At 36.0% G+C, this 24,534-nt stretch carries 24 protein-coding genes; 20 read left to right on the forward strand and 4 right to left on the reverse strand.

From position 1 onward, the window contains the following. Positions 1-116 precede the first annotated feature (116 nt). Positions 117-329, forward strand: coding sequence for a hypothetical protein (locus AC3IS5_RS06975; RefSeq protein ID WP_489427142.1), 213 nt, complete (start codon positions 117-119; stop codon positions 327-329). A 151-nt stretch (positions 330-480) separates the two neighbouring features. Here AC3IS5_RS06975 and ahpF read toward each other — a convergent pair whose 3' ends face one another. Together ahpF and ahpC are read right to left on the reverse strand one after the other, a co-directional pair. After that, positions 481-2,010, reverse strand: coding sequence for an alkyl hydroperoxide reductase subunit F (gene ahpF / locus AC3IS5_RS06980; RefSeq protein ID WP_489427143.1), 1,530 nt, complete (start codon positions 2,008-2,010; stop codon positions 481-483). A 12-nt stretch (positions 2,011-2,022) separates the two neighbouring features. Next, a complete protein-coding gene (gene ahpC / locus AC3IS5_RS06985) occupies positions 2,023-2,592 on the reverse strand; it encodes an alkyl hydroperoxide reductase subunit C (RefSeq protein WP_193740361.1) in 570 nt (189 codons plus the stop codon). 519 nt (positions 2,593-3,111) lie between these two features. On the opposite strand from ahpC, the gene AC3IS5_RS06990 reads away from it, so the two are divergent. The 4 genes from AC3IS5_RS06990 (at position 3,112) to AC3IS5_RS07005 (ending at position 7,614) form a co-directional block, all read left to right on the forward strand. Further along, on the forward strand, positions 3,112-3,786 hold the full coding sequence (locus AC3IS5_RS06990; protein ID WP_489427144.1) for a peptidylprolyl isomerase: 675 nt from the start codon (positions 3,112-3,114) through the stop codon (positions 3,784-3,786). A gap of 314 nt (positions 3,787-4,100) precedes the next feature. After that, the gene (locus tag AC3IS5_RS06995) at positions 4,101-5,927 is read left to right on the forward strand and encodes a hypothetical protein (RefSeq protein WP_489427145.1); all 1,827 of its coding nucleotides are present in this window, start codon (positions 4,101-4,103) and stop codon (positions 5,925-5,927) included. A gap of 398 nt (positions 5,928-6,325) precedes the next feature. Continuing rightward, entirely contained in the window at positions 6,326-6,958 is a 633-nt protein-coding gene (locus AC3IS5_RS07000) for a hypothetical protein (RefSeq protein WP_489427146.1), read from the forward strand. 380 nt (positions 6,959-7,338) lie between these two features. After that, positions 7,339-7,614 (forward strand): hypothetical protein, encoded by a 276-nt coding sequence (locus tag AC3IS5_RS07005; RefSeq protein ID WP_489427147.1) that lies wholly within the window; start codon positions 7,339-7,341, stop codon positions 7,612-7,614. 515 nt (positions 7,615-8,129) lie between these two features. Here the strand turns inward: AC3IS5_RS07005 and AC3IS5_RS07010 are convergent. Further along, the gene (locus tag AC3IS5_RS07010) at positions 8,130-9,320 is read right to left on the reverse strand and encodes an MFS transporter (RefSeq protein WP_489427148.1); all 1,191 of its coding nucleotides are present in this window, start codon (positions 9,318-9,320) and stop codon (positions 8,130-8,132) included. Between the two features lie 406 nt (positions 9,321-9,726). On the opposite strand from AC3IS5_RS07010, the gene AC3IS5_RS07015 reads away from it, so the two are divergent. From AC3IS5_RS07015 to AC3IS5_RS07025, 3 genes are read left to right on the forward strand one after another with little or no spacing between them, the layout of a single operon-like run. Then, positions 9,727-10,089: a DUF2089 domain-containing protein gene (locus AC3IS5_RS07015; RefSeq protein ID WP_489427149.1), complete on the forward strand. Its 363-nt coding sequence runs from the start codon at positions 9,727-9,729 to the stop codon at positions 10,087-10,089. Positions 10,090-10,102: 13 nt separating this feature from the next. Next, complete coding sequence (locus AC3IS5_RS07020; protein ID WP_489427150.1) at positions 10,103-10,492, forward strand: SHOCT-like domain-containing protein; 390 nt, start codon at positions 10,103-10,105, stop codon at positions 10,490-10,492. A 10-nt stretch (positions 10,493-10,502) separates the two neighbouring features. Then, the gene (locus AC3IS5_RS07025) at positions 10,503-10,784 is read left to right on the forward strand and encodes a hypothetical protein (protein WP_489427151.1); all 282 of its coding nucleotides are present in this window, start codon (positions 10,503-10,505) and stop codon (positions 10,782-10,784) included. Positions 10,785-11,033: 249 nt separating this feature from the next. On the opposite strand, the gene AC3IS5_RS07030 is transcribed toward AC3IS5_RS07025, so the two are convergent. After that, entirely contained in the window at positions 11,034-11,303 is a 270-nt protein-coding gene (locus AC3IS5_RS07030) for an alpha/beta-type small acid-soluble spore protein (RefSeq protein ID WP_390009921.1), read from the reverse strand. 267 nt (positions 11,304-11,570) lie between these two features. Between AC3IS5_RS07030 and AC3IS5_RS07035 the strand changes: the two genes are divergently transcribed. From AC3IS5_RS07035 to spo0A, 12 genes are all read left to right on the forward strand, one after another. Further along, entirely contained in the window at positions 11,571-12,509 is a 939-nt protein-coding gene (locus AC3IS5_RS07035) for a Gfo/Idh/MocA family protein (RefSeq protein WP_489427152.1), read from the forward strand. Positions 12,510-12,788: 279 nt separating this feature from the next. Then, entirely contained in the window at positions 12,789-13,166 is a 378-nt protein-coding gene (nusB, locus tag AC3IS5_RS07040) for a transcription antitermination factor NusB (RefSeq protein WP_489427153.1), read from the forward strand. Between the two features lie 35 nt (positions 13,167-13,201). Beyond that, positions 13,202-14,083, forward strand: coding sequence for a bifunctional methylenetetrahydrofolate dehydrogenase/methenyltetrahydrofolate cyclohydrolase FolD (gene folD, locus AC3IS5_RS07045; RefSeq protein ID WP_489427154.1), 882 nt, complete (start codon positions 13,202-13,204; stop codon positions 14,081-14,083). A gap of 89 nt (positions 14,084-14,172) precedes the next feature. Beyond that, positions 14,173-15,531 carry an exodeoxyribonuclease VII large subunit gene (xseA, locus tag AC3IS5_RS07050; protein ID WP_489427155.1) on the forward strand — a complete coding sequence of 453 codons (1,359 nt, stop codon included), beginning with the start codon at positions 14,173-14,175 and terminating at the stop codon, positions 15,529-15,531. Further along, positions 15,531-15,773, forward strand: a complete 243-nt coding sequence (locus AC3IS5_RS07055) for an exodeoxyribonuclease VII small subunit (protein WP_193740353.1) — start codon at positions 15,531-15,533, stop codon at positions 15,771-15,773. Before xseA ends, AC3IS5_RS07055 begins: the two co-directional genes overlap by 1 nt. After that, positions 15,770-16,654, forward strand: a complete 885-nt coding sequence (locus AC3IS5_RS07060) for a polyprenyl synthetase family protein (RefSeq protein ID WP_489427156.1) — start codon at positions 15,770-15,772, stop codon at positions 16,652-16,654. Before AC3IS5_RS07055 ends, AC3IS5_RS07060 begins: the two co-directional genes overlap by 4 nt. A 91-nt stretch (positions 16,655-16,745) precedes the next feature. Next, complete coding sequence (dxs, locus tag AC3IS5_RS07065) at positions 16,746-18,653, forward strand: 1-deoxy-D-xylulose-5-phosphate synthase (RefSeq protein ID WP_489427157.1); 1,908 nt, start codon at positions 16,746-16,748, stop codon at positions 18,651-18,653. Beyond that, positions 18,653-19,474 (forward strand): TlyA family RNA methyltransferase, encoded by an 822-nt coding sequence (locus tag AC3IS5_RS07070; protein WP_489427158.1) that lies wholly within the window; start codon positions 18,653-18,655, stop codon positions 19,472-19,474. The genes dxs and AC3IS5_RS07070 overlap by 1 nt, the downstream gene beginning before the upstream one ends. 102 nt (positions 19,475-19,576) lie before the next feature. Further along, positions 19,577-20,026, forward strand: a complete 450-nt coding sequence (gene ahrC, locus AC3IS5_RS07075; RefSeq protein WP_193740349.1) for a transcriptional regulator AhrC/ArgR — start codon at positions 19,577-19,579, stop codon at positions 20,024-20,026. A gap of 16 nt (positions 20,027-20,042) precedes the next feature. After that, positions 20,043-21,743, forward strand: a complete 1,701-nt coding sequence (gene recN, locus AC3IS5_RS07080) for a DNA repair protein RecN (protein WP_489427159.1) — start codon at positions 20,043-20,045, stop codon at positions 21,741-21,743. A gap of 178 nt (positions 21,744-21,921) precedes the next feature. After that, complete coding sequence (locus tag AC3IS5_RS07085) at positions 21,922-22,878, forward strand: SpoIVB peptidase S55 domain-containing protein (RefSeq protein ID WP_489427160.1); 957 nt, start codon at positions 21,922-21,924, stop codon at positions 22,876-22,878. A gap of 349 nt (positions 22,879-23,227) precedes the next feature. After that, a complete protein-coding gene (spo0A, locus tag AC3IS5_RS07090) occupies positions 23,228-24,019 on the forward strand; it encodes a sporulation transcription factor Spo0A (RefSeq protein WP_038184908.1) in 792 nt (263 codons plus the stop codon). The last annotated feature ends 515 nt before the right edge of the window (positions 24,020-24,534 follow it).

Raw genomic sequence — 24,534 nt, forward strand, 5'->3', positions numbered from 1 at the left:
TTTATAAGTCTATTGATTTCGGTGGATTTTTATCAATCGAGGCAACTTTTATTTTCGATGAGGATGACAAATAATGCATTTCATTAAGATACACATATTAAACAAATAACGGAGGTATGAAAATGCATTTTATATTATTTATTTTTGGGATAGTTTTAGTCGTTTGGGGTATTTATCGTATGAAAACAGATGATGGATTATTTGGAAAAAACAGAAAAAGTAAAAACATATTCAATTTACTTCTAATGGGAGAGGCTTCAGGATTAGGGCAATTTTTGAGTGGGATTCTGTGTATTGTTATCGGGATTATCGTATTTTTTGTGAAGTAGTAATAAATGAGAATTTTTATTTTTTGAAATGGACGAAGCGTATCTTATATGGAGCTAAAATAATTAAGCATATAATGCGTTTTGATGGAAAATTATAAAGAAAAAGGACTGTTGTAAATTAATTTACAACAGTCCTTTATTAGGTAAATATTTAATTTCGGATTAGATAATCAAATGCACCTAAAGATGCAGTAGCTCCTGATCCCATTGAAATAATGATTTGCTTATACGGGCTGTTCGTACAGTCTCCTGCAGCAAATACACCAGGGATATTCGTTGCCCCGTGATTATCTACAATGATCTCACCAAATTTAGTACGTTCAACGGTATCACTTAACCAGTCAGTATTAGGTACAAGACCGATTTGAACGAATATTCCGGCAAGTTCAATGTGCTTAGCTTCTCCTGTATCACGCTCAACATAAGTAACACCGTTAACTTTGTCAGTTCCAGTAATTTCTTGAGTTTGAACATTTGTTAGAACCGTTACATTCGGCAAACTGTGTAGACGGTCTTGCAATACAGAATCTGCTTTTAGCTCTGGATTAAATTCAAGAACGGTTACGTGCTTCACAATTCCCGCAAGGTCGATGGCTGCCTCAACGCCGGAATTTCCGCCACCAATAACGGCTACGTCTTTGCCAGCAAACAATGGACCATCACAGTGTGGGCAGTAAGCTACCCCTTTATTTTTAAACTCAGTCTCACCAGGTACACCAACATTGCGCCAGCGAGCACCTGTTGAAAGGATGACAGTTTTGCTCTTTAGAACAGCACCGTTTTCTAGTTCAATTTCAATAAGGTCTTTCTTTTCTAAACGTTTAGCACGCTGTAAATTCATGACATCAATGTCATACTCTTTCACATGCTCTTCAAGGTTTGCTGCGAGCTTAGGACCTTCAGTAGACTTTACGCTAATAAAGTTTTCAATGCTCAAAGTGTCCATAATCTGACCGCCAAAGCGTTCAGCGACAATTCCTGTACGAATGCCTTTACGTGCTGCATAGATGGCAGCACTCGCTCCCGCGGGTCCGCCTCCAACAACAAGGACATCGAATGAATCCTTATTAGCAAACTCGGACGCATCTGAAGTATTTCCCATTTTAGCAAGGATTTCTTCTAGTGACATACGGCCGCTGCCGAATGATTCGCCATTAAGGAAAACTGTTGGTACTGCCATAATGTTTTTGGCTTCTACTTCTTCCTTAAATGCACCACCATCAATCATCGTATGTGAAATATTAGGGTTTAGAACGCTCATAACGTTTAGAGCTTGTACAACATCAGGACAGTTATGACAACTTAAACTAATGTATGACTCAAAGTGATATTCGCCTTCAATTCTTTTCACTTGATCAATGATTTTCTGATCGACCTTTGGAGCTCTTCCGCTTACCTGAAGTAAAGCCAATACTAATGAAGTAAATTCGTGTCCAAGAGGAATACCCGCAAAAGTTACTCCAGTTTCTTCGCCGATACGATTTACGCTAAAGCTCGGTGTTCTCTGTAATTCTGTTTTTTCTACTTTAATTCTAGATGACATAGTGGCTAATTCATCTACTAAAGCCAACATGTCACGAGAAACATCGTCGGATGCTGCACTAACTTTAAGTAGCACATCACCCTCCATCATTTGAAGGTATTGGGCTAATTGTTCTTTAATATCTGCATCAAGTATCATTGGTTGTACTCCTTAGATTTTACCTACAAGATCTAGGCTTGGCTTAAGTGTAGAAGAACCTTCTTGCCATTTTGCCGGGCAAACTTCGCCTGGATTGTTACGCACATATTGAGCTGCCTTAATTTTGTTAACAAGAATACTTGCATCACGGCCGATACCGCCAGCGTTGATTTCAAGTGCTTGTACAACACCATCTGGATCGATAATGAAAGTACCGCGATCTGCAAGACCTTCTTCTTCGTCCAATACATCGAAGATACGAGTAATTTTTTGTGAAGGGTCCCCAATCATTACATATTTGATTTTGCTAATAGCTTCTGAGTGATCATGCCATGCTTTATGAGTAAAGTGTGTATCTGTTGAAACAGAGAAAACTTCAACTCCAAGTTCTTTTAGCTCAGCGTATTGGTTTTGTAAGTCCTCAAGCTCAGTAGGGCAAACGAATGTAAAGTCTGCAGGATAAAAGCAAACGACACTCCATTGTCCTTTCATGCTTTGTTCAGTGACCTCAATAAATTCACCGCTACCAGCATTGTAAGCAGAGGCTTTAAATGGTAGAATTTCTTTTCCGATAAGTGACATAATAAATTTTCCTCCTAATATGTTTGGTTCTTAGTTAGTTTGAGTATAAAGCCATAATTTTATAAGGGAAATAAAAATTGTTATTGAAAATAATCATTATTCCTTAATTAAAATGATTCTAATACAAAACCTATTATTATATAGAATTAATTTTATGTCAATAATTATTCTAGTATTATAAAATAAATATTACTTATCAGTACTGGTACTTCAATAAATAGTGGGGCTATTCTTTTTGTATAGAGATAAGCTAAAGTAAATCATCCTCAATAATTATTTGAATATCAAAGCCATGACTTATCAATTGCTAAGCTTTCATCTGCTTCGATTCTCAATGGGACTTGACGGAGAATACGTAGCTTTTTGGAATATAATTGAGGGCATGGAGACAGAGGACGCTATCGTTGCCATTGAACGAGAAGATAAAGTTTTCATACAATACACATTTTAAAAAGTTGTCTTGAGCTAGCTTATAATTATATAATTAATAACTGATTACATAGAGGAGTTGCAAAGAATATGTTCACGCGATATAAAGTATTTTATTTTTTCTTTAGCCTGATGGCGATAGCTTTTGTTTTGACGGGGTGTGGATCATCAACAGAAAGTGGACAGTCAGAGGATAAGATGGAAAAGGAATCGGACAAAAAATCGGATTATTCATCAGCTGTGAAAGAAAATCCAATTGTGACGATTACTATGAACAATGATGAAAAAATCGTTATTGAACTAGAGCCTTCTATAGCGCCCAATACCGTAGCTAATTTTGTTTCTTTAGTTAAAGAAGGTTTTTATGATGGTCTTATTTTCCATCGAGTTATTCCTGGTTTTATGATCCAAGGAGGAGATCCTTCAGGTAATGGATCAGGAGGTCCAGGATATTCTATTGAAGGTGAATTTTCTAATAATGGTTTTGAAAATGATTTGAAACATGAACGCGGTGTCATTTCAATGGCACGAACGAGTGATCCAAATTCTGCGGGATCGCAATTTTTTATTATGGTAGAAGCAACGGTAGATCTTGATGGAGATTATGCTGCTTTTGGGAAAGTAATTGAGGGCATGGAAACAGTAGATGCTATCGTTGCCGTTGAAACAGATGGTGTAGATAAGCCTTTAGAAGATCAGCAAATGAAAAAGGTCGAAGTGGATACGAAAGGCTTTGAATACCCTGATCCAGTAGTACGAAAATAGAGGATGCGACAATCCAACAATATGTTATAAGGGATTGTAAAGAAATACAATTTGAGTAGATTGTCAGTATTAATGGGAAATAAAAGAATAAAAGCAGTTTTAAAAAAAACATATTTCAAAATTTTATTTTTCTAAATAATGAACAAAGAGTATGTGAAATTTCTTCTTTCACATACTTTTTTCAATAGTGGGTATTTCCTTGATAGATGTTATATCATTATATTGAAAATATAAAGTAAAAAAATAGAAGGAATCAGAAAACTATTATAAATGTAAAAAATTCTGTATTCCATCCATATTTTTAGGAGGACTTAATGGGTTTTAAAGATGAATTTAAACGTGAAATGCATAATGTAATGAAAGATGTAGAAAAAGAAGTACATAAAACATGGAAGATTGATTATCAAGGGCATTGTATTGAAATCATAAACGAGATAAAAGAAGAGCTACTTATCATTGATGGTAAAACAGTCGATATGAATAAACGAAAATATTTTTTTTCGCATATTATTCCGTATTCGAAATTATCAGGGATACTTGAGCTGCAAGATGGAACAAAGCACATGGTTTCCGTTAAACTCGGTGGTTATATACGCCTTAAATGTATTGTTAAAATTGACAATGAAACAATTTTAGATGATTCACTGAAGTTAGACTTTCTCCCATGGGATAATAAAGAGAAAATTGTACCCTTTATTCAAAAACAAGTTCAGACTCACAACAAAATAGTAGAAGATTATTTACCAGATGACGAATACTTGTATGATGAAAATCATCCGCGATTGGCTGCGGGTTTATACGATAATTTTGTAGATGACACGCCTACTCCATTTTATGTAAAAAAGCTACTAAAGCTTTTTGAAGAACAACTAAATCAACCTACTACGAAAACACGAAAAGTAACATACGAAAAAATCATTTTTGACAATATCGCTAGCTACGGTGATGAATTTATTGAACGATTCCAGCAAGCTCAATTGGACGAATCACTTGTACAACAAGAGGCATTATGGCTTCTTGACCATGCAGCACATAGAGAGGTTGTGAAATTTTCAATCATCGTACTTGGTTGTACGAATTGTGAAAAATATAAAGAGCTATTATTCACCTTAGGTATGCATGAAGAATTCACACCATATGTCATATTTGCATTGAAAAATGGCACAATGCAAGCAAACAACCAAATTTGGCAACTCGCTCAGTCCGTCCATGGTTGGGGCAAAATTAGGGCTGTTGAACAACTGGAAGCAACGACGCCAGAAATAAAACAATGGCTACTGACAAAGGGCTGTGAAAATCTCATTATGAATGAATATTTAGCCTATCAGTGTGCCATAAATGGAGAGCTTGACGTAGCACTATACGAAGATACGGTTTCAAAAGAGTTATATGATGGAGCAAGTCTTATCATCCAAGCGTTACTTAATGAGCGTGCTCCCGAGAGTATCGAAGATTATCCGTATGCAAGCGACGTTCTTTCGCGCTTCGTTTACCATGCGCGTATACACTGTAAAACACTTGAAGATTTTTATCCACTTATGAAAATAAGTGAATTTTTAAATGCTGATAAAGAAGTTTGGGAAGAGCGGTTTAATGACCAATGGAAACAACATGAGTGTACTTCTATTCAACAAGCGATTCAACCATTTATAAATGATCCTAAATGGCCTCAGCTTGCAATGGATGCATTACAACAAGATAATAATTTTAAAGCACTTGAAATAGCTCGCTTCTATCAAGTAGACGTCACTCCGAATTTGTTTGATTTGCTAGAGAAATATCCCACAAACAGTGAATTATACTATGCGGTCATGGATACAAATAATCGTCAGCATATTAAAGACCTCTGCGCATTTGCAGCAACTCATTTATCGTTATCGAGTCTATCAAATGATGAACAAGATTGTCTGCAATTTATTGTTCAAGATTTACATGAGCATGAAGGAGTAGGACTGCCATTGATTCAAGCTGCTCTTAAATCAGATAATGTGAGTTTACAATACCATGCACTAAGTGTACTAGAAGGATGGTCTCCATCGATCTCGCAACAACCTACTATACAGGATATTGTTAAAAACATCGCAACTACTACAAAAGATAAAGAATACCGCCAGCTAGCAAAACACTTATTAAAAAGATAAGTAAAGATATGTATTAAGTTTTATCTTTATCTAGAAAAGGTTAAGATGATCCATTATTCCTCCATGATAAGACTCGATTCTAATCTAGAATCGAGTCTTATTTTTTTAGGTGAAATGATAAAACCTCACTTAGCTCCATTAACGAGAACCATATCATAAGTAAATGAGGGTTTATAAATGGGAGTGTAAAAGACGTTTTTTGTAATAATCTATAAAATTAATTTATGTAATATGATAAAAAGACTAGATTAAACGACTTTCTTAAATGGAAATCGTTTATTTCTGCTTTATTATGTAAATCATTGTCCCAATGTTTAATGTGAAACTTAATACATAATATTGTCTGATTAATATGATAGTATGTGAATAGAATGATATCAACATAAAAGAGGGATAATATGACGATAGTACCTAAGCTGGCTTCGAAGTTACAACGTCGTGATGAAGAACCAAATATTGAACTAGCACATGAATTAGTTAACGATCATAATCTTGAAGGTATAAAAGAAGTTATACAAAACTTATCTAATAAGGATAAAGGAATTCAACAAGATTGTATTAAAGTAGCATATGAAATTGGGGAAGTTAAACCAGAGCTTATAAGTGAATTCACTTTAACCTTTATAAATTTACTGAAAAGTAGAAATAACCGTTTAGTTTGGGGTGCAATGACAGCATTATCTACCATTTCAACAGTGTCATCTACGATTATGATGGAGCATCTTGAAACGATTTTTTCAACTATGAAAACTGGCTCCGTTATTACTGTTGATAAAGGGGTATTAACTTTAGCAAAGTTAGCATCCGCAAGCAAGGGAAACAATGAACGAATTTTTCCTTTCCTGCTGCATCATTTAGAAACTTGCAGATTTAAAGAACTACCCCAACACGCTGAGAGTACTCTTATAGCTGCTAATAATGATAATAAAGAAGCATTTTTAAATGTGTTAAAGCGAAGAGAAAATGAACTTACAGCACCACAATTAAAAAGAATTAAAAAAATTTATAAAGTACTTGGGCTGAATGAATAAAATGTGGAGGAATTATGATGAAAGAATATAAAAAATGCCAAAGTTGTTCCATGCCAATTAAGAAGTCAGAAGATCAGAACCGTATCATAAGTAAATGAAGTTCTAATTTGTTTAACAAGTTTTTTCTAAAGTAATTATTTTGAATTTATTAATGCCAAATTGTTGTTATATAACCATTTTGGCATTTTTATTTCATTTAAATATTTATTCTGATGATGTATCAATGGTCGAAGTTAGTATTACTTACCTGCAGTAAAGCTATGACAAGAACTTAATTTAAATTACATCGGTATTCATTAGATTTACTCAGTGCATATTTTCTGAACATATTACAATACTAAGCATTGGATCACAATATGTATGGAAAGGAATGTGGAACAATGGCTAAGCATTCGGATACAAGTTGGAAAAAGGATCATCCAAGTACTTTGTTAAGCAACTCTGTTCAAAAGGCGGATCGTGCCGTTAAGCAAGCAATGTCACACCCAGAGGAGATAGCGGTTGAGCATGCTTTCAATTCAATATCCCATGCAGAAAATGCACTCTTAAATGCAGAACAACGTCATGAGCATATGGATACAGTGGAACAAAATAAAGATCAGATAGAGCTGATAAGACAGAAATTAGTCGAAGCTGACGAAATTGTAAAAGAGTAGCATTATAAGACAATAACCCCGTAAGTTAACAATACTTACGAGGGTTATTTTTTTGGAGTGAAGTTTAAGAAGAATTTGCTAAGTAGATACATTATTATTTTTCTTCAACATCTCTGAAAGTCGATGTAAATTGATATGCTATTTATACGGGGGTTTTTCCACACATCCAATGTCTATTGAAATAGATGGTGTACCTAAGAATGTGAGCTTTGTTTATCTCACGAAACAATTGCCAATTCACCTATGAGAAATCTCATCAATTCAGTTAAACAAACGAATACAAAAAAACCTCATTTAGATTAGTTACAGCAAGTCGTATCATAAGTAAATGAGGTTTTTTAATTTGATTGTTTTATTTAAACTCCCACTTCTGGGGAAGTAAATAATTACATTTTAAATATTTAAAAACTATGATGATTACTGTTAATATAAAAGCGAAACCGAATCATAGGAAGCAGTAATTAATAAAGAAGTATCAAGAACAACTAAACGTCCTTGATACTTCTTTTTCCCTTTTATACTGATTTCTTTTGTTTTTGATCTAAACGATAACTATAGAAAGTTAGCAGACTTGCACAGACTGCAACTATCCCACCGACCCATGTAACATTCATTAAATTCCCTTGATGGTATACAATTCCGCCTAATGCAGAACCAAAAGCGATACCTACGTTACTTGCCACTGGCATAAGTGAAGCAGCTAGTCCAGTTGCTTTTGGCTGATAAATTTCGGCGAGATCTATTAAATAAAGTTGAGTAGATGTTGTTAAGAGGATAGCCATTAACGACATCAATCCAATGTTTACCAGTCCTAAGACGAAATGATTTGTAGCCCAAAATAAACTTGTCAGAACAACTGCCTGCACGAGAAAAACAAACCGAAGGCGACCGATAGCATTGTGGCTAGCAATTTTACCGGCAAGGATGTTGCTGAAAATCGAGATAAATCCGTACCCAAATAAGACTAAACTAATTGAATGATTTGGTACTTCCATTCCCTGCAAGATAGGAACAAGGTACGTAAAGACGGTATAAGTTGCGCCAAATCCGAGAGCAGGAATGAAAAAAGCCATCAAAATTCTTGGATTGGTAATTAAAGAAAATTGATCTCGTATCGAACTGCGTATTTGGCTGAGTTTATTAGGCAAGACAAAAAAGGATGCAAAAAACGCCAATACTCCTAGGAAAGTAGTTAACATGAAAGTGGCATTCCAGCCGTACGATTCGGCGATGACAATACCTGTTGGTACTCCAACGACATTTGCAAGTGTGAAACCACCGAATACGAATGATATAGCAAGTCCGCGTTTTTTAATCGGCATGGTTTCACTTGCAACTATCATGGCTAGAGAGATTAATACTCCTGTTACAATCGCTGTCATAATTCGAAGTGTAAGGAACATGATGTAGCTCGTCGAGATTACACACAAAGCATTCAAGACGATGAAAGTTCCTATCAAAAACAACATCCATTTACGCTTTGGAAAATGACTTGTTGCTGACATCACTAGTGGTGTGGCGATGGCAAACGTAATGGCAAACGCAGAAACGAGTGTGCCTGCTTTTGCATTTGTAATTTGAAGGCTCGAGGAAATATCGGTTAAGATTCCGACAATAACAAATTCACTTGTCCCGAGAACAAATGTTAATAAAGAAAGTGTGAAGATAAGCAACCAATGTCGCTTAGATAATTTTGTGGAGTGCATAAGGACCTCTTCTCTTAGATGGATGTAAATTTGTCATATAGTTGATAAATGACCTAAACATCATACCATAAAATATTTTTGTGAGAAAAACACTTTCTTATTAAATTGAGGTTAAAGGATTACCAGAATCAACAATGCAACGGGAGTTAGCGGGTGTTTCCTTTTTGCTCATTATGTAACTAGGTATTTTCACCAAGTGCAATGTCTACAGTTTCAACCATTATGGTAAATATAATACTTGAATGAATAACGAAAACCGAAAATTAATATAGTTAAACAGAAAATTAATATAGTTAAACAGATAATTAATATTATTGATTTTCGCGTTAAAAAATTTAAAGTTTATTATTTATTTTTTTAATTCCTTGTTGTATAATCGAATCAACCGAAAGGAATGAATTTCATTATGGCTTATAAAGTAATCACAAATTGTCCTGTCTGCAGTAAAACATTGAAAATTACAAAGCTACAGTGCTCTCATTGTAACACTACGATTGAAAATGAGTTTGAGTTATCTAAGCTGGCATCCTTATCAAAGGATCAGCTTCATTTTGTGGAAGTATTTTTAACATGCAGAGGGAATATCAAAGAAGTTGAAAAGGAACTGGGGATTTCGTATCCAACGGTTCGAGGAAAGCTAACAGACATCATTTCATCCCTTGGATATGTGCAGAAGAAGAAAAATGAAGTAGACGAGAAAAAAGTTGTCACGATGTTGGAAAATGGCGAAATCACACCAGAAGAAGCCATCAAGCTCTTAAAAGATTAGGGAGGAATTTATCATGAAAGAGGAAATTGCAAGAGTGTTAACAATGGTTCAAGAAGGAAAGATTGATGCAGAAAAGGGATCAGAACTGATTCAAGTATTAAAAGAGAAAGAAGAAACAAGTAATAAGCTTTTTGAAAAACCAACTAAATATTTAGATAAAACATTGAAAATTCGTGTTGTATCAGCCGAAAATGATAATGTCATAGTCAATTTGCCAATAAAACTTGTCAAGGTAGTATTAATGGCTGGACACAGCATCGCAGCGAGTATTCCTCAATCGGAAAAATACGTTAAAGATTTAGACATAAGCCTTATTATTGAAGCAATCGAAAACGAATTAGATGGCCAAATTGTTGATATTAAATCGGCAAACGGGGATACCGTTTCGGTCATCATTGATTAGTGATTTGCTTATGATGCTTGTAAAAGTGAAAGCAAAAGACGTTCGGTTTACCATCCCCATTCCATATGCTTGTTTAAACATTGTTATTTCAATTTTGTCTTCAAAATTTTTTCAGCAAAATGCAAACAAATGGACAAAAAAGCACTTCGAAAGAAAAAAACTGGAATTCACCTTTCCAATAATAGACAAAAAAACGCTAAAGCCTATCGTCAAAGAACTGAAAAATTATAAGGGGATCGTGCTAGTAGATGTCAAAGCTAAGGACGGTACTGAGGTTAAGGTTAGGCTATAATTTATTATAGAATACTGACGGGCATATTTTTCTACCATGTGGTATTAGTTCCGAAACCATAATAAGGCCCATTATAATGATCAAACTCTTATAAACAGAGCAAATTAAAAAGTTCCAAAGAAAAACTATACATTTTCTTTGGAACTTTTCTTTTAGAGGCATATTAGATAACATCATTGGTTCTTTGTTTAAGTGGTTTACCAGTGGCTGATGTTTGTCTCAACTATTAAAGAAGGATCAGCAGATATTTCATTTTTTTTGTAGTTGTTCTTGTGCCAATCTTACCAATTCTTTAACCATATTGCCGCCAATCGGTCCACCTATTTTTCCTGCCTCTTCAGAAGTCAGTTTTCCGTTATACCCCTTATTCAGAGGGATATTTAACTCATCTGCAATTTCGTATTTTACATTATTAGGATTGTTGCTATCTACAACATAACCCATGTCTTTCATAACTCGAGATTTTAAATTATCTAATTCTTCGCGAGCGTCTGGAACTAATATTTTCTTTTTCGCCACTTTTCTTCACTCCTTTGTAGAGTAGTCTTTCCCGTTAGTGAAACATTACTCATATCGAGGAATTTTGTGTTGAATTAGAAGTGGAGAGAATGAAAAGTGATTTGGGCAGAGATGTTTTACATATCCAATTCTATAAAATTGTTCCAATGACTATTCATTATACTATCAATATGATTAACTATTTATATAGTCATTATTTTCATTCGGAAAAGAATGACTTTAATAGGAAGAAAAAATTATACGAATACCTAAGAAGGAGAGTGCGTTATGTCAAAAACTACTTTTGCATTAATTGGTACTGGAGTTGTAGGGGAGCGAATCATTAATCAAATTTTGGCTCATCCTAATTGCGAAATCGTGTCTGTATTCGATGAAAATAAAACAAGACTAGAAGAAGTTTCAACAAAATATCAACTTCCAGTTGCAGAAACATTAGACGAGCTTTTTCAATCAAATCCAAACTGGGTTTATATCGGAACGCCTCCAGTAAGTCATGCTCCTCTGGCAGAACAAATAGCTAAACATGGTTTGAATATTCTTTCCGAAAAGCCTCTTGCTCACGATGCACAAGATAGTGTGAGAATGGTAAAAGCAGCAGCTGAAGCAAATGTCAAAACAGCAATGCATTTTCCTTTAATGTACAGTCCGGCTATACATTGTCTTAAAGAAGCGATAAATACAGCTTCACTTGGCGATATTGTTCGTATTGAATTGCATACATACTTCCCACATTGGCCAAGGAAATGGCAACAAAATCCGTGGATTGCCTCAAGAGAACAAGGAGGCTTCATAAGAGAGATATTTCCACATTATTTTCAACTTGCGAATTATCTATTCGGTGATTTTAAAATTACTTCTCACGAAACGACATATCCAGAAAATGAGAATTTATGCGAAACAGGTGTAACTGCCTTAGCTAAAACAGAAAGTGGCATACCAATTATTTTGAATAGCCTGTCAGGGATTGGGCAAGAAGAACGTCTAGAATTTAAGGTTTTTGGAACAAAAAAAGTGCTAACGCTCCGCAATTGGTCAGAACTATGGATGAGTGAAACAGATCAGGAAGAAGTGTTATTTAATCCAGAAATTCAGCCTGAAAGCCTTATGGACGCGTGTCATAATTCGATAATCGGGAAGGATTCCCTTATTGTATCGTTTGAAGAAGGTTTAAAAGTGCAAGAGTGGATTGATCAGTTGTTAAAATAGGGACGAGATTAAAAAGTAATGAAAATATTTAATATTTCTATATATGAATTTGATATACAACATTAAAAAAGCATCACTTCTATGAAGTGGTGCTTTTTCTGACTATTTAAAAGTTAAAGGAATCGATGAATTGAATCGAAAAATGTGATAAGATAATGCTAAATGCATATTTAATGAAACACTTCACATTTCGGGTTTGTTTTGTACATTTTATCCTGTTTTATATAGGTAATATGTCAGAAAATCCCCAATGTAGTAGTATAAAGGAGAACTAAATAAATGAAGCGACGAGAAGCGCGTGAAAAAGCGATACAAGTACTTTTTCAACTAGAAAATACAGAATTAACAGTTTCAGAAGCCATTGAACACATCGTAGGTGAAGAAAGTTCACCATTCTTCGAACAAATAGTACAAGGTACTGTTTTACACATGGAAGAAATCGATAAATCATTAGTTGAAAAATTAGAAAATTGGTCATTACCTCGCTTAGCGAAAATTGAACGTACAATTTTGCGTTTAGCGGTTTATGAAATTTTATATACACCAGAAACACCGAAGAATGTCGTATTAAACGAAGCAATTGAGTTAAGTAAAACATATGGTGATGAGAAATCTAGCCGCTTCGTAAATGGCGTATTATCAAAATACGCTAAATAATAAATTCTAAGTTAAATTTGGGAGTGTTATTAATAATGTCAGGTAAGCTAATTAATGGTAAAGAAATTGGAGATTTGATTCGACAATCTATTCAACAAGAAGTGAATGATTTAAAAGAACAAGGTATTACACCAGGACTAGCAGTTATATTAGTAGGAGATAATCCTGCTTCTAAAACATATGTTTCAAACAAACAGAAATCATGCGAACAAATGGGTATTTACTCAGAACTTATCGAGTTATCAGAAGATATTTCAGAAGAAACATTATTAAGCGAAATTGACAAACTAAATGCTGATTCTGCAATTGATGGCATTTTAGTACAATTACCACTTCCAAAACACATAGATGAACAAAACGTTATCGCGGCTATTTCTCCTGAGAAGGATGTAGATGGTTTCCATCCAGAAAGCGTAGGGAAAATGATGCTGGGTCAACCAACATATTTACCTTGTACGCCTTTTGGTGTGATGAAGTTATTAGAATATGCGAATATTGATGTAGCAGGTAAACACGCTGTCATCATTGGACGTAGCCATATTGTAGGTGTTCCAATGGGACAACTATTATTACAAAAAGACGCAACAGTGACTTATTGTCACTCTAAAACTCCTAATTTAGCTGCCATGACAACACAAGCAGATATTTTAGTAGTAGCAACAGGCCGTGCAAAAATGATCGGTGCTGAGCATGTAAAAGAAGGTGCTGTTGTAATTGATGTAGGTATTAACCGCGACGAAAACAATAAGCTTTGCGGCGATGTTGATTTTGATTCAGTTATTGATAAAGTATCAGCAATCACACCTGTACCTAAAGGTGTTGGCCCAATGACGATTACAATGTTGCTATTTAATACATTGCAATCAGCGAAAAAGAAAGCTTACTCAAGACAAATGAGCTCAAAACAGTTAAAATAGTAACGCAGAAGCTGTTTTTCTGATGAAAGACAGCTTTTTTTATTAAATTAAATTTCTGCTAAAACGTTCGGATAAGGAGTCTGAGGCTTTTGACAAGTACACCTTATTTATCTGTCCAAGCACTAACAAAATATATAAAAAAGAAATTTGATGCTGATCCTCATTTACGTGATGTATTTGTAAAAGGAGAGCTATCAAATGTTAAAAAACATACAGGTTCTGGTCATATCTATTTCACATTGAAAGATGAAAAAACACAAATTGCAGCAGTAATGTTTGCGAAGAGTGCAAATCGATTGAAATTTGTTCCGGAAAATGGCATGAAGGTTTTTATACGTGGAGATGTTAATGTCTATGAAGGTAGTGGCCGTTACCAGCTATATGCAGTTTCAATGGAGCCGGACGGTGTAGGCAGTTTACATATCGCCTTTGAACAATTACAAGCAAAACTTCTAAAAGAAGGCTTGTTTGATGAGAGATATAAAAAAGCGATACCAACATTCCCACGCAAAATTGGTGTTGTAACAGCACCAACTGGAGCAGCCATACGAGATATCTGTACAACGATTACACAACATTACGCTCTAGCAGATGTTGTGATTTTCCCTGCACTCGTGCAAGGAGAACAAGCAGCTCCTAGTATTGTGAAAGCAATACAGCAAGCGAACCTTATGGACGAAATCGATGTTTTAATTGTAGGACGTGGTGGAGGTTCAATTGAGGACCTTTGGGCGTTCAATGAAGAAATTGTTGCTAGAGCTATTTTTGAAAGTGACATACCTGTTATTAGTGGTGTCGGACATGAGACAGATACTACGATAGCAGACCATGTGTCGGACTGGCGGGCAGCGACGCCTACAGCCGCAGCGAAAAAAGCTGTACCGAATAGCGAAGATTTAATGAAGCACTTGTTGACGCGTAGATCGCAACTGTTTCAACTAACACAATCGCGCATTCGGCATGAACGAAGTCAATTAGAGCGGTTACAGAAATCCTATCCGATCGCTTATCCAGACCGTCTATTTCGTCCGTTTGTCGAGAAGTTAAGTCGTACAGATGAACAGTTACAAGCTCAAATGACTAATTATATCAAAGACAAGCAGGCGGTATTGCAACAATTAGCAAATCGTGTACAAATGAATACACCTCTTCAAGAAGTGAGATATAAACAGCAACATGTAGCGAGATTGGGCACACAGCTTGATAAAAGTATTGTGCAATCAATCAATAAGCAACAAGATGCGTTCAAATCTATCATTCGTACTTTAGAAGCATTAAATCCTTTAACAATCATGAACCGTGGATATAGCATCGTTTATCAAGACGGAAAAGTAGTAAAATCAGTACAACAATTAGAAGAGAAACAAAATTTGACTATTCATTTTCCAGATGGTCAGGCGAATGCTGAAATTACGTCCATAACAATGAAAGCGAGGGGAGAAGAATAATGGCTGAAAAGAAACAATCTTTTGCAAAATCAATCGAAGAGCTAGAAGAAATCGTTCATCAACTAGAACAAGGTGAAGTACCTTTAGAAGATGCAATAGATTTATATAAAAAAGGGATGAAATTATCCCAGTTTTGTCACGATCAATTACAAAATGCAGAGCAGCAACTGATCTCGATTATGGATGACAATGGCAACGAAAAGCCTTTTAATCCAACAGGGGAAGAGGGACAAAGTAAATGACTGAGCTTCTAAAAGAATTTATGGCACACAATATTCCAACAGTCGAAAAACGTATGCAAGAGCTTGTTGAGAATATTGAAGCGCCAGCAGTTTTAAAAGAATCTATGTTGTATTCATTAAACGCAGGCGGTAAAAGAGTACGACCACTTTTTGTGCTTGCAGTTATGGACCATTTCAATGTTCGCAATGATGATGGATTTACGGTAGCTGCTGTTATTGAAATGATTCATACGTATTCACTGATTCATGACGATCTACCAAGCATGGACAATGATGATTACCGCAGAGGCAAATTAACAAACCATAAAGTGTATGGAGATGCATTTGCCACGCTTGCAGGAGATGCACTTAATACACTAGCATTTGGTATCCTTGCTCGAATGCAACAAATTCCACCGGTATCACGTTTATTATTAGTAGATAAATTAAGTGAAGCAGCCGGAGCTGAAGGTATGGTTGGAGGACAAATCCTAGATATCGAAGGCGAAACAAAACAATTAACATTGGCAGAATTAGAAAAAGTTCATGTCAACAAAACAGGAGCCCTTCTTCGTTTTAGTATTGAGTCAGGTGCCATAATTGCGAATGCCTCAGAAGCAGAACGTGCAATCTTAGTGGAATATGCGCATCATATCGGACTTGCTTTCCAAATTCAAGACGATATTTTAGACATTGAAGGTACAACAGAACAATTAGGGAAAACAGCTGGTAAAGACGTTGCAAGCGATAAAAGCACATACCCCGCACTCCTTACATTAGTAGGCGCTAAAGAAAAGTTGCAAGATCATTACAACCTTGCTATACAAGCGCTTGAAAAACTGCCTTCGGAAAGCAGTCTACTAAAAGACTTAGCTGATTATATTGTTCGTCGTAACAAGTAATGGCCGTTTTAGTTTGTACAATTGATTAACACTGTTATAATAGGTGAAACATTGTGCGATGAATATTTAAATGAAAAGGTGTGTGATGGCGATGGATTTAAACAAAATATCTAGTCCATCCTTTTTGAAAGAACTGAATACGAAACAACTTCAAGATTTAAGTGAAGATGTTCGAAAATTTTTAATCCAAAAGCTATCTGTAACAGGTGGTCATATTGGACCGAATCTTGGTGTAGTTGAGTTAACTATTGCTTTGCATCGAGCTTTTAATAGTCCACAAGATAAGTTTATTTGGGATGTAGGACATCAAGCATATGTCCACAAGATTTTAACAGGCCGTGCCGATCAATTCGATACGCTACGTCAATATAAAGGGTTGTGTGGTTTCCCAAAACGCATTGAAAGTGAACATGATGTATGGGAAACAGGACATAGCTCAACATCTCTTTCAGCAGCAATGGGGATGGCAGCAGCACGAGATATTAAAGGCGATAAAAACTTTGTTGTACCTATTATTGGGGACGGTGCTTTAACGGGCGGTATGGCTTTAGAGGCTCTAAACCATATTGGTCATGAAAAAACAAACATGATCGTTATTTTAAATGATAATGAAATGTCAATTGCCCCAAATGTAGGTGCATTGCATAATGTTTTAGGACGCTTACGTACAGCGAATAATTACAACAAAGCAAAAGATGAGTTAGAACAGCTATTGAAAAAAATCCCTGCAGTTGGTGGTAAATTAGCATCGACAGCAGAACGAGTAAAAGATAGCTTAAAATATTTACTCGTGTCAGGTGTATTCTTCGAGGAACTAGGTTTCACTTACCTTGGCCCAATTGATGGTCATAATTTTGAGACTTTAGAAGAAACATTACAAAACGCGAAGAGAATGCAAGGACCTGTTTTAATCCATGTTATTACGAAAAAAGGGAAAGGCTACTTGCCAGCTGAAAACGATACAGTTGGAACTTGGCATGGAACTGGCCCTTATAAAATGGAAACAGGCGATCTTGTAAAACCAAAAACAACTGCTCCAGGATGGTCTAGCTTAATTGCAGAAACTGTTCGTAAATTGGCTCGCGTCGATGAACGAATCGTAGCAATCACACCTGCTATGCCAGTTGGTTCAAAATTAGAAGGCTTTGCTAGTGAATTCCCAAATCGTATGTTTGATGTTGGTATCGCTGAGCAACATGCAGCTACTATGGCAGCAGGTATGGCAGCAGATGGTACAAAGCCGTTTTTAGCGATTTACTCGACATTCCTTCAACGCGCTTATGACCAAGTATTACATGATATTTGTCGTCAAAACTTGAATGTGTTTATCGGAATTGACCGTGCTGGTTTAGTAGGTGCTGATGGCGAAACTCATCAAGGTGTCTTTGATATTGCCTTTTTACGTCATATGCCGAACATGGTAATTATGATGCCAAAAGACGAAAATGAAGGCCAACATATGGTGAAAACAGCTATTGACTACAATGAAGGCCCAATCGCTCTTCGTTACCCACGTGGTAATGGCTTAGGAGTACCTATGGACACAGAGCTTAACGCCCTACCAATAGGTAGTTGGGAAGTACTTCGTGAAGGTAAAGATGCAACCATATTAACATTCGGTACGACTATACCAATGGCACAAGAAGCAGCTGAAGTATTAGCAGATCAAGGTATACAGGTTGAAATCGTCAATGCTCGCTTTATCAAACCAATGGATGAGGTAATGTTGCATGGCTTAATGCAAAGTAAAAAGCCAATCCTTACGATTGAAGAAGGCGTATTGCAAGGCGGATTTGGTAGTGCAGTGTTAGAATTTGCGAATGACAATCATTATTCAACAACACAAATTGATCGTATCGGTATTCCAGATATGTTCATTGAACATGGTAGTGTTGATTTGTTACTTCAAGAAATTAACTTAACTGCTGAAGAAACTGTATTACGCATTCAACAACTAGTAAATGAAGACAATAAAGAGCAAGCGGGTTTAAAAGCATAATGACAACAAAAATACAAAAAGAGCGTGTCGATATCCTTCTTGTTGAAAGAGGACTTTGTGAAACACGTGAAAAAGCAAAACGTACGATCATGGCAGGGCAAGTGTACTCAAATGAAGTAAGACTAGATAAACCGGGTGAGAAAATTCCTGTTGACTCTGAGCTTACTATTAAAGGGTCACAGCTACGCTATGTAAGTCGTGGAGGATTAAAACTAGAAAAAGCATTAGATATTTTTGATGTTGCTGTACAAGATAAATTAATGTTAGATATCGGTTCATCTACTGGTGGTTTTACTGACTGTGCCCTACAAAATGGTGCGAAGCATTGCTACGCACTTGATGTAGGCTACAATCAGCTTGCATGGAAAATCCGTCAAGACGAACGTGTAACTGTAATGGAACGTACAAATTTCCGTTATGTCACAGCACCTGACTTGGGAGAAGGTTTACCTGAATTCGCAACAATTGATGTATCCTTCATCTCTCTAAAACTGATTTTACCTGTGTTAAAAACGTTGTTAGTACCAGGTGGAGATGTTATTGCACTAGTGAAACCTCAGTTTGAAGCAGGGAAAGACAAAGTTGGTAAAAAAGGTGTCGTTCGTGAACCGAAAATACATTTAGAAGTATTAGAATCTATTGCAACATTCGCTGAATCAGTTGGATTTGTGGTAAAAGATGCTTCCTTTTCTCCAATTACAGGCGGAGAAGGGAATATTGAGTTTCTATTCCATCTGTACAACCCACACCAAGGAGAAGAGCTGCAATCATTTACAGACTTCAATACCTTGGTGAGTGAGGCACATCAACAACTTAAATGACGCGGCCCATTCTTTTGGGTCGTGTTTTTTTTCTTGTGATTTAACATAATCGATGTTACGGTTATAAAAAGAAGAGCATAATTATTCATAGAGGTGAAAAAATTGAATAAAAGCCAACGTCATATTCGAATCCGCGACATGATCGCTAATAATGATATTGAAACACAGGATGATTTGGTCGATTTACTAAAAGAAGCAGGATATCATGTAACGCAAGCGACAATCTCTAGAGATATTAAAGAATTACATTTAATCAAAGTACCTCTTCAAGATGGTCGTTATAAGTACAGTTTGCCAGCAGATCAACGCTTCAATCCAATTCAAAAGCTACATCGTGCGTTAGCAGATGCGTTTGTAAGCATTGATGGCGCTAGTCACTTCTTAGTGATGAAAACTTTACCAGGAAATGCACATGCAATTGGATCATTATTGGACCATTTAGATTGGACTGAAATATTAGGTACTATTTGTGGAGACGACACGATTATGATTTTATGTCGTGAAGAATCTCAACGCGAATCAGTAAAAAATCGCTTACTTGAAATGTTGTAATCCGAGGTGAGTTGTCTTGTTACGAGAACTATCGATTAAAAATTTTGCAATTATTGAAGACTTAACAGTAGGTTTTGTTGAAGGATTAACGGTTTTAACAGGTGAAACAGGTGCCGGAAAATCAATTATAATTGATGCGGTACAGCTATTAGCTGGTGGTCGAGGTTCTCAGGAATTCATCCGCCACGGTGCTAAAAAAGCCGAGCTTGAAGGACTCTTTGCGATTTCTTCTGAAAACCACTCTGCTTACCAAAAATGTGCAGAAGCTGGGATTGAAATTGAAGAGGGAATGGTTATTTTACGCCGTGATTTAAATGACAATGGGAAAAGTGTTTGTCGTGTTAATGGGAAACTTGTTCCACTTTCTCTTTTGCGTGAAATAGGCGCAACATTAATCGATGTTCACGGCCAGCATGAAAGCCAAGAGTTAATGGATGATAAGAGACATATCTCCTTGTTGGATCAGTTTGCAGGTGCAGACATTAATCCATTGAAAGAACGTTATAGTGAGGAATACTCAGCTTATCGTGAATTGAAAAAGGAACTTGCTGCAATTTCACTTGGTGAACAGCAAGTAGCCCAAAAAATTGATCTTTTTTCATTTCAAATTAAAGAAATTGACGCTTGCCAATTTCGAGCAGGAGAAGAAGAAGAACTAGCTGAAGAACGTCGTAGGTTGATGAACTTCAACAAGATCTATGAACGATCCAATACGGCACACGAAGCCATTCTGGGTGAATCTAGAGGACTTGATTGGATTGGGCAAGCTATGACCGATCTTGAAGAGGTTGCTACATTGGATCAAGATTTTAGAGAGCATTCAGATAATGTATCAGCAGCCTTCTATTCTTTACAAGAAGCAGCATTTCAAATAAAAAACATATTAGATGACCTTGAATTCAACCCGGAGCGTTTGAACGAAGTAGAGCAACGTTTAGCTTTAATCCAATCGATGAAGCGTAAATACGGTGCTACACTTGAGGACATACTAACTTATCGTGAAAAAATTGGAGAAGAACTGGAATCTCTAATCAATCGCGATGAAAATATGCAAAAAAACGAACAACAATTAAATGACTTGAAAGAAAAATTACTGCAAACAGCAGAGAAATTAACCGAAGTTCGGAAAAAAGCCGGTCGTAAACTAAGCGATGCCATTATGCAACAACTAAGAGCGTTATATATGGAAAAAGCAGACTTTAGTGTGCATTTTGAACCTATTGCTGCAGATCAATTCGATCATAATGGGTTAGATCGTATTGTATTCTATATTGCAACAAATGTTGGTGAACCACCGAAGCCTTTAACAAAAATTGCCTCTGGTGGGGAATTATCTCGTATGATGCTAGCCTTAAAAACCATTTTCTCTTCAACAAATGGTATTACATCAATTATTTTTGATGAAGTAGATACAGGCGTCAGCGGACGTGTTGCTCAGGCAATTGCTGAAAAAATTTCAGCTATTTCAATGCATTCACAAGTACTATGTATTTCACACTTACCACAAGTTGCAGCGATGGCTGATCATCATTATTATATTAAGAAACAAGAAGAAGCGCATCGAACAGTGACATCACTCACTGAAATATTCGATAATGCGCGAATTGATGAAATTAGCCGAATGATGTCTGGCGCGGAAGTGACGGAGTTAACATTCCAACATGCAAAAGAATTGGTAGAAATAGCTAACGGTCGTAAAAAAGCAATGACCATTTAATTAGGAAACTGTCTGTCCCAACCAATTGGGCGGGCAGTTTTTTACGTATGTATTGTTTTTTTTAAAACTTCAATGTAAAACCTTCCACCTTCTCCAATCATCCATTTCAACTCAAATATTTACCGTACATAACATGCTAAAACAAAGCCATAGTAAAAGGACGATGAGGAGGTGAAAAATGAAAAATCAAATGCGTTATGTCATGCAGTTTGTCGCATTATTATTTGCCATTTTGCTACTACCATTTGGTGTTTCTGCCAAAAGCTTAATTCCGATGGGACATTCAATAGGTGTAGAACTTCAGCTTCAAAATGTCTATTTAACAAATGATGTGCTCCTTAAGAACGGCACTTGGCTGAAAGCAGGAGATACTATTCAGGCCATCAATTCTCAACAAGTTAAAACGCTTGAAGAAGTTAAATCCCTATTTGTCAGTTCTTCAGGTAAATTAATGGATGTGAAGCTAAGACGTCAGCAAAAAACACAACATATTAAAATCATGAAGGAAGAGCTCGAACCGATGTTATCTTTCTTTAGAGATCAGACTGACGGTATTGGTACACTAACCTTTATTGACCCAGATACAAAGGAATATGGAGCATTAGGTCATCAAATTATCGACTCGGTTGTTTCAGCACCGCCTAATTTTTCGTCCGGATCCATTTTCTATGCATCCATCGAACAAATAAAAAAGAGTGTACCTGGAGAACCAGGTTATAAAATTTCATCAATTGAACATAATGCTGGACAGTTAGGAAGTATTGCCGAAAATAATGTGTACGGTATATTTGGAAAATGGTCGAATACTTTAGAACAAGGTTTACCTAAACCTATGGAAATCATGCAACCTTCTGAAATAAAAGTCGGTAAGGCACAGTTGCTTACGACTATTGAAGGGAAAAAAGTAGAGGCATTTGATGTCAAAATTACCAAAGTAGATGACAAAACATTGCAATTTGAAGTGACAGATGCGCAGTTGAAACAGAAAACCGGAGGCATTTTACAAGGTATGAGCGGAAGCCCGATTATACAAAACGGCCGATTTGTAGGAGCTGTCACACATATGTATATCGAAAGTCCCGAAAAGGGAGCAGCTATTCCTCTAACAGAGATGTTGAAAAAGCAACCAGCTTAACGGAATGTGCTTTTATATATCCATTAAACTTAAGCTGCACCAAGGAAGCTGGTGCGGCTTTTTTTTTAAATGTTCGTATTGGAAAGAATATGTGATAAAAAGCATTCTTTTTCTCTGTTACTTTTGGTACAATAAAAGTGACAAATAATCGACAAATTGTTTGGAATCAATGAATACTGTCGAAATACATAGTATCTCTATGTCTACATACTTATTTTTTTAAGAATAAAAGGTATTCTTGCAAAAAAGTCGAATTATCCACTTTGTATCAAAAACGAGTTTACTTTAATTCATCTTGTCGGTTTTGATCGTGTTTAACGGAAGCGCAAGCACAAAGGAGGAAATAATAATGCGAAAAGTAAAAGTTGCAATAGCAGATGATAATCGGGAACTAGTTCGTACTTTAGAGATGTATCTACAAAATAGCCCAGAAATTGAAGTCATCGGAACGGCCCCTAACGGCAAACTTTGTTTGAAAATGTTAGAGGAACAAGTACCAGATGTTCTATTATTAGATATTATCATGCCTCACCTGGATGGTTTAGCGGTTTTGGAAGTTATGCATGAAAACGAAATTTATAATGATGTTCAAGTGATTATGCTAACGGCATTTGGCCAAGAAGATGTAATGAAACAAGCAGTGGACTTAGGTGCATCGTATTTCATGTTAAAACCTTTTGAATTTGATCGTCTTGTTTCAAAAGTTTTACAATGTGCGGGCCATAAAACAGAAAAAACAAAACGTGTAAGTGTTTTGCAAGGCTCACAGCCACAACAAATGGATCAACGTCAACTTGACGCAACGATTACAGGTATTATAAAAGAAATCGGTGTGCCAGCTCATATTAAAGGGTACGCATACTTACGTGAAGCTATCCAAATGGTATATATGGATGTTGAATTACTTGGTTCGATTACGAAGATTTTATATCCAGATATAGCGAAAAAATTCGATACAACGTCATCACGTGTTGAACGTGCGATTCGCCATGCCATTGAAGTCGCTTGGAACCGAGGAAACTATGAATCTATCTCGAAAATGTTCGGTTATACTGTCCATCACTTAAAGAGCAAACCAACAAATAGCGAATTCATCGCCATGATTGCCGATAAAATTCGTATTGAAACGGTTGCTAGCTGAAAGGGTTAGGACATTCATAAATCTGGGTTTAAGGTAGTTGTCAGTTGTCAGTTGTCAGATAGTAAAATTATTCACCGATAAACTACCTAATTGAACCTATAATTAACTGAATATAAGCGTGTAAATACTAGCGCACTTTCATTTATTGAGTTTACAAAAAAATTCGATTAAGTTGGAGGTGTGTTTTTTTGCGTTCAAAAGAGTGGCAGATTACAGAATTCGATAAACAGTTGGATAGTTTCATGCTGCATTGTGATGCTAAACATTTATCGTCAAAGACATTGAAGAGCTATGAAACACTGTAACGGCTTCAGATAGGTCTATAGGCATTAACTATCCAAATAGGCGAGAAGATTATCAAAAGCCAATGAGCGATGTCACAATAACCAATTACACAAGGAATATGAAGGTATTTTTCAACTTTTTGAAAATGGAACAAGAAATTATTGAAAATCCCGTGAAAACAAATTCAAAATCAACTAATAATAAGTTATAAATTTTATGATGTAGCCATA

Source organism: Viridibacillus sp. KH_047 (genome assembly GCF_057838945.1).

What these genes read in the sequence shown, in the direction of transcription:
- AC3IS5_RS07005 (WP_489427147.1), top strand. Translation starts at nt 7,339, where the DNA reads ATGGCTAAGCATTCGGATACAAGTTGGAAAAAGGATCATCCAAGTACT.
- AC3IS5_RS07070 (WP_489427158.1), top strand. Translation starts at nt 18,653, where the DNA reads ATGACAACAAAAATACAAAAAGAGCGTGTCGATATCCTTCTTGTTGAA.
- ahpF (WP_489427143.1), bottom strand. Translation starts at nt 2,010, where the DNA reads ATGATACTTGATGCAGATATTAAAGAACAATTAGCCCAATACCTTCAA.
- AC3IS5_RS06990 (WP_489427144.1), top strand. Translation starts at nt 3,112, where the DNA reads ATGTTCACGCGATATAAAGTATTTTATTTTTTCTTTAGCCTGATGGCG.
- nusB (WP_489427153.1), top strand. Translation starts at nt 12,789, where the DNA reads ATGAAGCGACGAGAAGCGCGTGAAAAAGCGATACAAGTACTTTTTCAA.
- AC3IS5_RS07025 (WP_489427151.1), top strand. Translation starts at nt 10,503, where the DNA reads ATGATGCTTGTAAAAGTGAAAGCAAAAGACGTTCGGTTTACCATCCCC.
- AC3IS5_RS07015 (WP_489427149.1), top strand. Translation starts at nt 9,727, where the DNA reads ATGGCTTATAAAGTAATCACAAATTGTCCTGTCTGCAGTAAAACATTG.
- AC3IS5_RS07020 (WP_489427150.1), top strand. Translation starts at nt 10,103, where the DNA reads ATGAAAGAGGAAATTGCAAGAGTGTTAACAATGGTTCAAGAAGGAAAG.
- AC3IS5_RS07000 (WP_489427146.1), top strand. Translation starts at nt 6,326, where the DNA reads ATGACGATAGTACCTAAGCTGGCTTCGAAGTTACAACGTCGTGATGAA.
- AC3IS5_RS07060 (WP_489427156.1), top strand. Translation starts at nt 15,770, where the DNA reads ATGACTGAGCTTCTAAAAGAATTTATGGCACACAATATTCCAACAGTC.
- AC3IS5_RS07010 (WP_489427148.1), bottom strand. Translation starts at nt 9,320, where the DNA reads ATGCACTCCACAAAATTATCTAAGCGACATTGGTTGCTTATCTTCACA.
- AC3IS5_RS07035 (WP_489427152.1), top strand. Translation starts at nt 11,571, where the DNA reads ATGTCAAAAACTACTTTTGCATTAATTGGTACTGGAGTTGTAGGGGAG.
- AC3IS5_RS06995 (WP_489427145.1), top strand. Translation starts at nt 4,101, where the DNA reads ATGGGTTTTAAAGATGAATTTAAACGTGAAATGCATAATGTAATGAAA.
- AC3IS5_RS07055 (WP_193740353.1), top strand. Translation starts at nt 15,531, where the DNA reads ATGGCTGAAAAGAAACAATCTTTTGCAAAATCAATCGAAGAGCTAGAA.
- spo0A (WP_038184908.1), top strand. Translation starts at nt 23,228, where the DNA reads ATGCGAAAAGTAAAAGTTGCAATAGCAGATGATAATCGGGAACTAGTT.
- ahpC (WP_193740361.1), bottom strand. Translation starts at nt 2,592, where the DNA reads ATGTCACTTATCGGAAAAGAAATTCTACCATTTAAAGCCTCTGCTTAC.
- AC3IS5_RS06975 (WP_489427142.1), top strand. Translation starts at nt 117, where the DNA reads ATGAAAATGCATTTTATATTATTTATTTTTGGGATAGTTTTAGTCGTT.
- dxs (WP_489427157.1), top strand. Translation starts at nt 16,746, where the DNA reads ATGGATTTAAACAAAATATCTAGTCCATCCTTTTTGAAAGAACTGAAT.
- folD (WP_489427154.1), top strand. Translation starts at nt 13,202, where the DNA reads ATGTCAGGTAAGCTAATTAATGGTAAAGAAATTGGAGATTTGATTCGA.
- AC3IS5_RS07085 (WP_489427160.1), top strand. Translation starts at nt 21,922, where the DNA reads ATGAAAAATCAAATGCGTTATGTCATGCAGTTTGTCGCATTATTATTT.